The sequence below is a fragment of the Limosilactobacillus albertensis genome (genome assembly GCF_014145555.1).
In the GTDB taxonomy this organism is placed as follows: Bacteria; Bacillota; Bacilli; order Lactobacillales; family Lactobacillaceae; genus Limosilactobacillus; species Limosilactobacillus albertensis.
Map to the genome: position 1 here is coordinate 41,874 of NZ_JACIVD010000044.1, position 11,576 is coordinate 53,449.

General features: G+C 40.7%; 11 protein-coding genes. 8 read left to right on the forward strand and 3 right to left on the reverse strand.

Translation table 11 applies throughout. The features are described from left to right. The first annotated feature begins 202 nt into the window (after positions 1–202). The 8 genes from secA (at position 203) to galU (ending at position 8,320) form a co-directional block, all read left to right on the forward strand. Positions 203–2,566, forward strand: coding sequence for a preprotein translocase subunit SecA (gene secA / locus H5S41_RS00960; protein WP_182601698.1), 2,364 nt, complete (start codon positions 203–205; stop codon positions 2,564–2,566). An 83-nt stretch (positions 2,567–2,649) separates the two neighbouring features. Continuing rightward, a protein-coding gene (prfB, locus tag H5S41_RS00965) for a peptide chain release factor 2 (protein ID WP_375139007.1) occupies positions 2,650–3,766 on the forward strand; the annotation gives its coding sequence in 2 pieces (ribosomal slippage) (positions 2,650–2,721 and positions 2,723–3,766; 1,116 coding nt in all). Between the two features lie 33 nt (positions 3,767–3,799). Then, the gene (locus H5S41_RS00970) at positions 3,800–4,135 is read left to right on the forward strand and encodes a PspC domain-containing protein (protein WP_182601702.1); all 336 of its coding nucleotides are present in this window, start codon (positions 3,800–3,802) and stop codon (positions 4,133–4,135) included. Further along, positions 4,135–4,491, forward strand: coding sequence for a phage holin family protein (locus tag H5S41_RS00975; RefSeq protein ID WP_153710068.1), 357 nt, complete (start codon positions 4,135–4,137; stop codon positions 4,489–4,491). The genes H5S41_RS00970 and H5S41_RS00975 overlap by 1 nt, the downstream gene beginning before the upstream one ends. A 14-nt stretch (positions 4,492–4,505) precedes the next feature. Then, positions 4,506–5,468 carry an HPr(Ser) kinase/phosphatase gene (gene hprK / locus H5S41_RS00980; RefSeq protein WP_163705050.1) on the forward strand — a complete coding sequence of 321 codons (963 nt, stop codon included), beginning with the start codon at positions 4,506–4,508 and terminating at the stop codon, positions 5,466–5,468. Continuing rightward, positions 5,469–6,299, forward strand: a complete 831-nt coding sequence (lgt, locus tag H5S41_RS00985) for a prolipoprotein diacylglyceryl transferase (RefSeq protein ID WP_182601703.1) — start codon at positions 5,469–5,471, stop codon at positions 6,297–6,299. Between the two features lie 24 nt (positions 6,300–6,323). Further along, positions 6,324–7,340: an NAD(P)H-dependent glycerol-3-phosphate dehydrogenase gene (locus H5S41_RS00990; protein ID WP_182601705.1), complete on the forward strand. Its 1,017-nt coding sequence runs from the start codon at positions 6,324–6,326 to the stop codon at positions 7,338–7,340. A 65-nt stretch (positions 7,341–7,405) separates the two neighbouring features. After that, positions 7,406–8,320, forward strand: coding sequence for a UTP--glucose-1-phosphate uridylyltransferase GalU (galU, locus tag H5S41_RS00995; protein WP_153710072.1), 915 nt, complete (start codon positions 7,406–7,408; stop codon positions 8,318–8,320). A 56-nt stretch (positions 8,321–8,376) separates the two neighbouring features. Here galU and H5S41_RS01000 read toward each other — a convergent pair whose 3' ends face one another. Genes H5S41_RS01000 through H5S41_RS01010 form a run of 3 tightly spaced genes read right to left on the reverse strand, consistent with a single transcriptional unit; the run spans position 8,377 to position 11,395 of the window. Continuing rightward, entirely contained in the window at positions 8,377–9,111 is a 735-nt protein-coding gene (locus tag H5S41_RS01000; RefSeq protein WP_163705054.1) for a LutC/YkgG family protein, read from the reverse strand. Next, the gene (locus H5S41_RS01005) at positions 9,104–10,591 is read right to left on the reverse strand and encodes a LutB/LldF family L-lactate oxidation iron-sulfur protein (protein ID WP_163705055.1); all 1,488 of its coding nucleotides are present in this window, start codon (positions 10,589–10,591) and stop codon (positions 9,104–9,106) included. The genes H5S41_RS01000 and H5S41_RS01005 overlap by 8 nt, the downstream gene beginning before the upstream one ends. Beyond that, positions 10,592–11,395 carry a (Fe-S)-binding protein gene (locus H5S41_RS01010; protein WP_182599214.1) on the reverse strand — a complete coding sequence of 268 codons (804 nt, stop codon included), beginning with the start codon at positions 11,393–11,395 and terminating at the stop codon, positions 10,592–10,594. It abuts the gene before it with no gap. Positions 11,396–11,576: the final 181 nt, after the last annotated feature.

The window sequence follows — 11,576 nt, forward strand, 5'->3', positions numbered from 1 at the left end:
AGGAGCGCGGATGAGAAATCATTGGCGCTTTTTATATCGCAGAAAAGGGCCGCTATCATAATCTTAAACATTTATGCCAATAATTTTTATTTATGTGTTGAACGTGGTAAAATATTATGGTTAGAATAAAAAATATAATTGGCTTGAGTAGTACTTTTTTATTAATTTTGGACTTAAGCCAGAAAGTAGGAAGGACGCTTTTATGGCCAATATTCTAAAAAAATGGATTGAAAGCGATCGTCGAGAATTACGGCGAATTAATAAAATAGCAAATAAAGTAGAAAGTTATGCTAAACAGATGTCTGAATTGACTGATGAGCAGCTTCAAGCAAAAACTGACGAATTTCGGGAACGTTATAAAAAGGGTGAATCCCTAGATCATATGTTACCAGAAGCATTTGCAGTTTCTCGAGAAGGAGCCAAGCGGGTTCTTGGCTTATACCCATTCCACGTTCAAATAATGGGTGGGATTGTTCTTCACGAAGGTAACATTGCCGAGATGCGGACTGGTGAAGGTAAGACTTTGACCGCCACAATGCCAGTATATCTTAATGCCATTTCTGGTAAGGGTGTACACGTTATTACGGTTAATGAATACTTATCCAAACGTGACGCTACCGAAATGGGACAGCTTTACAATTGGCTTGGCTGTTCCGTTGGTGTTAATAATTCTGAAATGAGTCCTGATCAAAAGCGGGAAGCATACAAAGCAGATATTATGTACTCGACCAATAGTGAGATTGGTTTTGACTATCTTCGTGATAACATGGCCGTTTATAAAGAAGACCAAGTTCAGCGTGGCCTAAACTATGCCCTAGTTGATGAAGTTGACTCAATCTTGATTGATGAAGCGCGGACGCCATTAATCATTTCAGGACCCGGAACCGGAACTTCAAAATTGTATAAGCAAACGGATCGTTTCGTTAAGCAATTAAAGAAAGACGTTGATTATAAAGTCGATCTTGAATCAAAGACAGTTTCGTTGACTGATGAAGGAATTAAAAAGGCTGAAAAATACTTCAACTTAAGAAACCTTTATGATCCTGAAAATACAGCGCTGACTCACCACTTGGATCAGGCTTTACGAGCTAACTACATTATGTTCTTGGATAAGGATTATGTTGTTCAAGATGGTGAAGTATTGATTGTTGATTCCTTTACCGGCCGGGTAATGGAAGGTCGGCGTTTCTCCGATGGTCTTCACCAGGCTATTGAAGCTAAGGAAGGCGTGGAGATTCAAGAAGAAAATAAGACAATGGCTAACATCACGTACCAGAACTTATTCCGGATGTACAACAAACTCTCAGGGATGACTGGTACTGCCAAGACTGAGCAGGAAGAATTCCGTGAAATTTACAACATGGAAACAATTACAATTCCGACAAACCGGCCAGTTCAACGGAAAGATGAACCAGACTTGCTTTACCCAACACTCCAAAGTAAGTTTGCAGCGGTTGTCGATCGGATTAAGAAGCTCCATGCCAAGGGACAGCCAATCCTAGTCGGAACGGTTGCTGTTGAGACTTCTGAATACCTATCACACCTTTTAGATAAGGAAAATATCCCACACGTTGTTTTAAACGCTAAGAACCACGCTAAGGAAGCTGAAATCGTTAAAAATGCCGGTCAAAAAGGTGCTGTAACTATTGCCACCAACATGGCTGGACGGGGAACCGACATTAAATTAGGTCCCGGTGTCCGTGAAATTGGCGGACTTGCAGTTATTGGGACTGAACGACATGAGTCACGACGGATTGATAATCAGCTTCGTGGACGTTCTGGACGTCAAGGGGATCCAGGTTTATCTCAGTTCTACCTATCCCTAGAAGATGACTTGATGAAGCGATTCGGTGGTGACCGGATTAAGGCCTTCTTGGAACGAATGAAGGTTAATGATGACGATGCTGTTATTAAGAGCCGTTTCCTAACTCACCAGGTTGAATCAGCACAAAAACGGGTTGAAGGTAACAACTATGACTCACGGAAAAACGTTTTGCAATATGATGATGTAATGCGTGAACAGCGTGAAATTATCTATAAAGAGCGTCAACAAATTATTACAGAAGATAAGTCATTGAAGTGGGTCTTAATGCCGATGTTTAAGCGGACGATTCAGCGTGAGGTTGATCAACATACTCTTGGTGATAAAAAAGATTGGGACTTACAAGGAATAGTTGACTTTGCTGAAGAAGTCTTAATCAAGCCAGATACTATTACTGTAAAGGACCTTGAAGGCAAATCACCTGCAGAAATGGTTGATTACTTGATGACATTTGCAGAAGGAGTCTATAAAGAAAAGCAAAAGCAGCTTTACGATCCAGCACAAATGCTTGAATTTGAAAAGGTTGTTATCTTACGGGTTGTTGACTCTCATTGGACTGATCACATTGATGTAATGGATCAATTCCGGCAATCTGTTGGTTTGCGTGGCTATGGACAATTAAATCCGTTGGTTGAATACCAGACAGCTGGATACCATATGTTTGAGCAGATGATTGCTGATATTGAATACGAGACAACACGGCTCTTCATGAAGTCTGAAATTCGACAAAATGTAACACGATAATTATTTAAATTACTACTAGGTACGGCAGTAAGGTAACCCATGGCGGTACCGCTGCCGTATTGTTGTATAACGGAGGTTTGATTGTGGAATTAAGTGAAGCAAAAAAACAAGTAGAATCAATGCAAAAAGAAGTTACGCACTTCGGGAGGTCTCTTTGACCTTGACGCGCTAGATGAACGCATTGCGGAAATTGAACAGGAAATGGCTCAGCCTGATTTCTGGAACGATAACGAAAAGGCTCAAAAAGTTATTGCTGAAAATAATTCTTTAAAAGATAAGCGGGATACTTTTGTTAACCTGCGTGATCAAATTAGTGATTTAGAAACATCAATTGAATTATTAGCAGTTGAACCAGATGCCGATTTGCAAGCTGAATTTGAAGCATCCTTTGCAAAAACGCAAAAGTCGTTAGAACAGTACCGTTTAACTCAATTACTTGATGGTGAATATGATGCCAAAAATGCTATTCTTGAAATTCATCCTGGTGCAGGAGGAACAGAAGCGCAAGATTGGGGCGAAATGCTTTTACGGATGTATGTCCGCTGGGGTGAGCAGCATGGTTTTACAGTTGAGACAGCAAGTTATGAAGCCGGTGATGAAGCTGGAATTAAAAGTGTTACGCTCTTAGTGAAAGGACACAATGCTTTTGGTTACCTTCGTAGTGAAAAGGGGGTCCACCGCCTTGTTCGTATCTCACCGTTCGATGCAGCCGGCCGTCGTCATACCTCGTTCGCATCGGTAGACGTAATGCCAGAACTGGATGACAGTGTTGAAGTTGATATTGATCCATCTGACTTACGAGTTGATACATTCCGGTCAAGCGGGGCTGGAGGACAGCATATCAATAAGACAGAATCTGCCGTCCGAATTACCCATATTCCAACCAGGATTGTAACCTCTTCACAAGCTGAGCGGTCACAATTACAGAACCGTGTAACAGCGATGAACATGTTAAAATCAAAATTATACGAGTTAGAAGAGGAAAAGAAGGCAAAGAAACGGGCTGAAATTGAAGGTGAACAGCTCGATATTGGTTGGGGATCACAAATCCGTTCGTACGTTTTTCATCCGTATACATTAGTTAAAGATAATCGTAGCGGATATGAGACCCATAATGGACAAGCGGTAATGGACGGTGACCTCGATCCGTTTATCGATGCTTTCTTGCAATGGAAACTTAGTCAAAAGAATCCACAGTAGGTACAACGTCCTGCTAGAAGGGAAGTGAGTGAAATGCGTGAAAGTCAACATAAAAGATTAACGCGCTCAGGATCAGATCGGATAGTCGCTGGTGTATTTGGAGGAATCGGTAAATACTTTAAGATTCAGCCGAATATTTTAAGAATTTTATATGTTTTACTAACTATCTTTACCGGCTTTGTTCCTGGAATTATCATTTATCTTATTTTAATGATAATTATGCCCGCTGATCCGCAGAACCCGGATTTGTTAAGCTTTATAAAGTCATTTAGCGAATCACAAGGGAAATCTCAGCAGTCACAACAACGTTCTCGACGGACATTAACAGACGTTGAGGAAAAAGACATTAAAAGAAACGGAAGATCATAATGAAATTTTGGAAACGAGTATTGATTGATACAATTCTTTTTATTGCCCTTGCCGGTTTATTTGCTGGAACAGGGATGTTTTATATCACAAGTGCTTGGATTGCACCTTTAGCAAGTTTTATTTTGGCAATATTAAATGTCTCAATAAAGCCAATTCTTGTGATATTATCGTTGCCGATCAATATTTTGACCCTCGGCCTTTTTAGTGTTGTAATTAATGGAATAATGTTGCAGCTGACATCATTACTTGTCGGACCAGCAAACTTTCATTTTTCGTCATTCGGTGCTGCAATGCTGATTGCAATTATTATGGCAATCTTTAATACGGTTATTACGAGTCACGAGGAAAGATTGTAAAGGAGTGGAGAAAAATGTCAAACAGCGTGACGGTTCAAGAATTAGTTGACAAAGTTCGATTAAAAGTTTTACAGGGTGAAGACTATCTGCAACGCAAAATAACAACTAGTGATATTTCGCGACCAGCTCTAGAATTTGCCGGATATTTTAAACACTATCCAGCAGTACGTATTCAATTATTAGGAATTACGGAAACTTCATTTGCTAAGGACTTAACTCATGAGCAGCGTGAAGAATATATGACAAAGATGTGTATGCCACAAACGCCATGTTTTGTTATATCGACTAATTTGCCAATTCCCAAAGAGCTAAAGAAGGCGGCTGAAGATGCAAAAATTCCTATTTTAGGAACGCACTTAACTTCTTCACAGATCTTAAGTAACATGACCTCCTATTTATTGGAGCGGTTGGCACCACGAAAATCACTCCATGGTGTGCTAGTTGATATTAGCGGGGTTGGTGTGCTCATTACAGGCGATTCCGGTGTAGGAAAGAGTGAAACTGCACTTGAACTTGTTCGGCGTGGCCACCGGTTAATTGCCGATGACCGGGTTGAGGTTTATGCTCGTGATGAACAGACATTAGTCGGTACTGCTCCGCAAATCTTAAAACATTTAATGGAAATCCGTGGAATTGGAATCATTGATGTTTCGACTCTTTATGGAACAGGGGCAATTATGCCTTCAGACCAAATTAGTTTAATCGTCCATCTTGAGACGTGGACCCCTGATGTACAATTTGATCGGCTCGGTGACCGGGGTGATACGCAAACGATTCAAGGGGTTATTGTCCCCAAGGTTTCTGTCCCGGTTAAGACTGGTCGTAATTTGGCAATTATTATCGAATCTGCGGCAATGAATTATCGGGCTGAGACGATGGGCTACGATGCTACAGAGACGTTTGATCGTAATCTAAACCAGCTAATTAAACAAAATTCAGAGCGTGATAGCAAGAATAATAAGGGGTCGGCAAACTAGATGATTAACCTAGGAATTAAAGCGGTCTTAAATCCGATTGCTTTTCAAGGAGGACCGTTTACTGTTCATTGGTACGGGGTCATTATCGCTACTGGGGTTGTCCTTGCTCTCCTGTTAGCCGTTCGTGAAGGAAAACGGCAGGGAATTCCAGAAGATGATTTTTATGACTACCTCTTATGGGCGCTTCCGATTGCAATAATCTGTGCCCGAATATATTATGTGGTGTTCCAATGGGGATATTATTCTCAGCATCCAAGTGAAATTGTTGCAATTTGGGATGGTGGAATTGCCATTTATGGTGCAATCCTTGGTGGCTTTGGGGTGTTACTTGCTTTTTGTTATTACCGTCACCTTTCGTGCTGGCTGATGATGGACATAATTGCCCCGCCCCTTATCATGGCGCAAGGAATTGGGCGTTGGGGTAATTTTATGAATCAGGAAGCGTTTGGTGCGGTTACTACGTATGCTCATTTGGCTAGTCAGCATCTCCCGAATTGGATAATAAATCAGATGTATATTGGTGGTCACTATCGGATACCAACATTTCTGTACGAGTCATTGTGGGATTTGACAGGCTTTGTACTATTAATGCTATTTCGTCATCGAAAACATTTATTTCGGCGTGGTGAGGTTTTCTTGGCTTATGTAATGTGGTACGCATTTGGACGCTTCATCATTGAAGGAATGCGGACGGATAGTCTGATGCTTGGTAATATTCGTATTTCACAATTGCTTTCGGTAGTATTTTTCATCAGTGCATTAGTAATATTGATAATTCGTCGTCGCCAACAAAATATTCCATGGTATGATAACGGCATAAGTAAAGACTAAGTGATTGAATTAAGGAGAAAAATTATGGCAGAAAAAATTGCTGTTTTAGGTGCAGGTTCGTGGGGTAGTGTTTTAGCAAATATGCTTACGGAGAATGGGCATAATGTTATGTTATGGTCAAGAAATAAGGGCCAAGTTGAACAACTAAATAACGAACATCTAAATCCACGCTACATGAAAGATTTTGTATATTCGGCAAAGTTAAAAGCAACTACTGATATGAAAGCGGCTGTTGAAGGAGCCGATGTAGTATTAATTGTGATTCCTACTAAGGGGTTGCGAGAAGTTGCTAAGAAGTTAAACACGATTTTAACGGAATTACATCAAAAGCCATTAATCATTCACGCAACAAAGGGCCTTGAACAAAATACTTATAAACGTCCTTCTGAAATGTTGAGTGAAGACCTTTCTCCAGAAAATCGGCAGGCAATTGTTGTCCTTTCTGGGCCAAGTCATGCTGAAGACGTGGCAATTAAAGATATGACTGCCGTGACGGCGGCTTGTGAAGATATTAATAGTGCTAAACAGGCTCAGAAACTGTTCAGTAATTCCTATTTCCGGGTCTATACTAACGATGACGTTATTGGCGCTGAATTTGGCGCAGCATTAAAAAATATTATTGCAATTGGTGCCGGTGCTATTCAGGGCCTTGGCTACCATGATAATGCGCGAGCTGCTCTTATCACCCGGGGACTTGCTGAAATTCGCCGGTTAGGGGTTGCGTTTGGTGCTAATCCAATGACTTTTATTGGGTTATCCGGAGTTGGTGACCTTGTTGTTACAGCGACAAGTAAGAACTCACGAAACTGGCGAGCTGGTTACCAATTAGGCCAAGGCAAAAAACTTCAAGATGTCATTGCGAATATGGGAATGGTCATTGAAGGGGTTTATACTACTAAGGCTGCCTATGAATTGAGTCGTAAACGACAGGTTCAAATGCCAATTACAGAAGCCCTTTACCATGTTTTGTATGAGGGTGAAGACATTAAAACGGCAATTTCTCAATTAATGGATCGAGATCTTACGTCAGAAAACGAATAAGTATGGTAAAATGCTAAAGGATGGATATTGAGAGAAATTGAAAACATGGAAAGGGTTTTACAATTATGAAACGTGTTAGAAAAGCCATTATTCCTGCGGCGGGGTTAGGAACTCGTTTTCTTCCTGCAACAAAGGCTTTGGCAAAAGAAATGTTACCAATTGTTGATAAGCCAACAATTCAATTTATTGTTGAAGAAGCTCGGAAATCAGGAATTGAAGATATTGTTGTTGTTGACGGAAAGAACAAGCGCTCAATCGAAGACCACTTTGATTCCAACCCAGAATTGGAAGACAACCTTCGTTCAAAGCACAAGGACGAAATGTTAAAGATGGTTGAAGAAACGACTGATGTTAACATCTACTTTATCCGGCAATCACACCCGCGTGGTTTAGGGGATGCAGTTTTAACTGCTCGTGATTTCATTGGTGATGAACCATTTGTCGTTATGCTTGGTGATGACCTTAACAACATCAATAATAAAAATGAAGCTTTAACCAAGCAATTAATTGAAAGTTATAACCAAACCGGTGCTTCAACACTTGCTGTTATGCGGGTACCTCATGAAGATACTGCCAAGTATGGTGTAATTAACCCAAGCAAGGAAGTCACTCCTGGTTTATACAATGTAACAAGCTTTGTTGAAAAGCCTGCGCCTAAAGATGCTCCTAGTGACCTTGCTATTATTGGCCGGTATGTCTTTACTCCAGAAATCTTTGATGTATTGGCAAAGACTAAGCCGGGCAAAGGTGGCGAAATTCAATTAACTGATGCTATTGATACTTTAAACCAAACACAACGGGTCTTTGCTCGTGAATACAAGGGCGACCGCTATGATGTTGGTAATAAGTTTGGCTGGGTTAAGACCAACATTGAATACGGATTAGAACACCCACAGGTTAAAGAAGAATTACGTGAATACATTAAAGAATTAGGCGCAAAATTAGCTGCAGAAGATAAGCAAAAGGGCGCTAAAAAATAATAAGATTTGTTTCTGAAAATAAAAAAGCGATTGGATTTTCCAACCGCTTTTTTATTTTACATATCTTCAACAACTACATATTCCATGTCAAGAGGACCGTGAACACCAACGATTAAGACCATTTCAATATCACCGGAGTTCGATGGCCCGGTAATAAAGTTAATATTCGACGTCTTTAAGCTTCCTTCTTGAATTGCCTTTTGGTAGTAATCCATTGCCTGCCGTGACCGTGGTAAGATTTTACTCTTAGGAATAATTGCTAGGTAATGAGTAGGCAGGAAGTGGAACATCCGCCCTTGTTGGGGGTAGGTAGCAATAGTGATCGTGCCTGATTCAGCTAACAAGAAGTCAGCAAATCCAATTGCAGCATCACTAGCATTGGCATTAACAATGTTTTGGCGGCCTTGGCTAGGCTCCCAGTAGTAGATAGGGTCTAATTGAAGATTTTCCTGCCATTTTCCAAGTGAATAATCATTCCACTTTTGTTCGTCAAATGATGGGAGCATTAAACTCTTAACTTCTTTTTCAGCAATAAAGTTATTAAGCGTAATTCCGAGATCAGCAGCTTTTACTACTTGAAAATTAACATGGACATTTTCGCTATTCTTTTTAGCGATTGCAAGCAGCTCATCTTGTGTCTTTCCGGCAAGAGTTGTTTCCGGCAGGTCATTAACCGGTACTAATGGATCATCCTTGAGGGTATGACGGGGACGGTCGGCAGCTGCAGCGATTCGGTTTAAGAAGTCTTCTTGATTTTGCGGGTTATTTGCTTCTTTTAGGTAATCAGTCATTGTTGTGTTCCTCCTCTTCTGCATAGTGATGGTACCAGTGACGGAAATTCTGATGGTACTTTGGCGGAACAGCAAGATCACGGACATCTACCCATCCATGAGCAAGTTTTGGTGCCACTGCTGGCAAGTGATTAATTTTGCCTTCAGGGTAGAGGTTTTTAATATCTTCAGGGGTCGTCTTTTTGCCAAATGGTTCAAGAGCGACGTGTGCAAACCGCATTGCATCGTTAAATAACAATGGGGATGCAGTACCTTTACCGACTGCCTTAAGCATAGTGTTTGTCATACTATGGTCAAGGTGGAGTTTATCCATTTCCACATACCGGTGTTTCCGAATTAGCTGTTGAAGCGGAATCTTAACTGGGCAGGTTTCGGTACAGGCATCACAAAGACTACATGCATATGGTAAATCCTGGAATTCTTTGTAGCCGCCTAAAATTGGTGAAAGGACAGCGCCCATTGGTCCAGGATAGATTGAACCATATCCTTTTCCGCCGACTTGCCGGTAAACAGGACAAACATTTAAGCAAGACCCGCAGCGGATGCATTGCAGCATTGGCTCAAAGTCGGTATTGAGCATTTGCCAACGCCCGTTATCAACGACTACAACATAGAAATCATCAGGACCATCTGCTTCATCTGCTTCTTTACCCTTTGAGAATGAACAATAACTAGTCAGCTTTTGTCCAACCGCACTACGGCAAAGCACATTATCAAGAGTTTCCGCTTCTTTTAGGCTTGGTACGATTCGTTCCATTCCCATGACAACAACCTGTGTTTTGGGAATTGCCATTGTGATATCAGCATTTCCTTCGTTTGTAACAAGGTTAATCATTCCATTGTTGGCAATCGCAAAGTTACATCCGGTAATTCCAAAGTCTGCTTTCATAAAGTAGTTACGGAGGTAGTGGCGAACAAATTTAGCCATGTGTTCTGGAACATTGTCGCCTTTGTAACCAATTTTTTCAAAGACCTTTTGAATCTGATTACGGTTTTTATGGAGAGTAGGGAAAACAATATGTGTTGGTTCGTCCCAATCGTCTTCTTGAAGGATGAATTCCGCAAGGTCGGTCTCCATTAATGATAAGCCAGGAATAGTCAACAGTTCTTTATCTAGACCGATTTCAGTCGTTACCATTGACTTAGACTTAACAACGTTTTTAGCTTTTTTCTTGATTGCTAATTGTTTAATAAATGCACTGGCCTCGTCACCATCTTTAGCAAAGAAAATATGTCCGCCGTTTTTTTGGACATTTTCACTAAACTCTTCAAGGTAATCTGGGAGGTGCTTAATAACATGCTGCCGAATTTGTGCAGAAAGATCACGCCAGCCTTCCCAATTTCCTAATTGACGTCGAGCCTCAGTTCGCTTAGTAAATTGTGCATCCTGAGCTTTAGCAACGGATGCCCGCATAAATTTATCGGCTTCAGCTTCTTTTACCCGGTCGAGAAATGGCTTATCACTTGTTGCTATTCCCATCTAAAACACCCCGTTTCCGTTTGCTGGAACCATTACGTGGTCGGTATCTTTAACATAAGTAATCCGACTAGTATCAACATTATGGTTTAGTACTTCTGCAATATGCATAATTTTGATGTGCTGGCCTTCTTTACGACGGTTAATGCGGCCACCAATATTCATTAAACAGGTCTGCTCACAACCGATTAAAATATGTGCTTTTGTTTTAAGGACATTATTGGCCTTATCATCAACCATTGCTTCTGACAGTAATGGTTCCTTTGCTGAGAAGGTTCCCCCAAAGCCACAGCATAATTGGATGTTATGAAGCGGGATAAGGTTTAATCCCTTGACATGTTCGAGGAGTACGAGAGGGGCAGTTCGTTCACCGAGCAGCCGGGTCATGTGACAGGAACGGTGGAATGTAGCCGTATCATCTAGTTCAGCTCCACAATCAAGGATACCAAGAACCCGGTAGATGAATTGGGTGAGTTCAAATGATTTATCATAAAGAACCTGCGCCTTTTTAGCATATTCAGGGTCGTCTTTAAGGATATCCTTGTACTCATGGAGCATGGCAACACAAGAGCCGGTTGGACCAACGATATAATCAGCGTCAATACTTAGAAGTGCGTCAAGTTGATTCTTAAAGGTCGCAATTGTTTCTTTGTCATAGCCACTGTTATATGTTGGCTGCCCGCAACAAATTTGCTTTTCAGGGAAAACAGTTTCACAGCCAAACCGATGTAATAATTCAACCATTGCCTTACCAACATCTGGATAAAGCAGGTCGACTATACAGGAAGAAAAAATACAGACTTTCATATAAGTGTGCATTAATTGAATGCACTTCGCCTCCTTTAAATTTAGCAAAATAAAATAGTGACCTTAATTACTTATCAATATAAGTATAACTCAAATACTGGTATTATAGTGTTGAAATCGTTTTAATTATTATTTTCACATATATAATATAATAATATTCTTTATAGTCTGATAATAATAT

Excerpts from the sequence above, each read along its gene's own strand:
- H5S41_RS00970 (WP_182601702.1), top strand. The coding sequence starts at position 3,800 with ATGCGTGAAAGTCAACATAAAAGATTAACGCGCTCAGGATCAGATCGG.
- H5S41_RS00990 (WP_182601705.1), top strand. The coding sequence starts at position 6,324 with ATGGCAGAAAAAATTGCTGTTTTAGGTGCAGGTTCGTGGGGTAGTGTT.
- lgt (WP_182601703.1), top strand. The coding sequence starts at position 5,469 with ATGATTAACCTAGGAATTAAAGCGGTCTTAAATCCGATTGCTTTTCAA.
- hprK (WP_163705050.1), top strand. The coding sequence starts at position 4,506 with ATGTCAAACAGCGTGACGGTTCAAGAATTAGTTGACAAAGTTCGATTA.
- secA (WP_182601698.1), top strand. The coding sequence starts at position 203 with ATGGCCAATATTCTAAAAAAATGGATTGAAAGCGATCGTCGAGAATTA.
- H5S41_RS01000 (WP_163705054.1), bottom strand. The coding sequence starts at position 9,111 with ATGACTGATTACCTAAAAGAAGCAAATAACCCGCAAAATCAAGAAGAC.
- galU (WP_153710072.1), top strand. The coding sequence starts at position 7,406 with ATGAAACGTGTTAGAAAAGCCATTATTCCTGCGGCGGGGTTAGGAACT.
- H5S41_RS01010 (WP_182599214.1), bottom strand. The coding sequence starts at position 11,395 with ATGAAAGTCTGTATTTTTTCTTCCTGTATAGTCGACCTGCTTTATCCA.
- H5S41_RS00975 (WP_153710068.1), top strand. The coding sequence starts at position 4,135 with ATGAAATTTTGGAAACGAGTATTGATTGATACAATTCTTTTTATTGCC.
- H5S41_RS01005 (WP_163705055.1), bottom strand. The coding sequence starts at position 10,591 with ATGGGAATAGCAACAAGTGATAAGCCATTTCTCGACCGGGTAAAAGAA.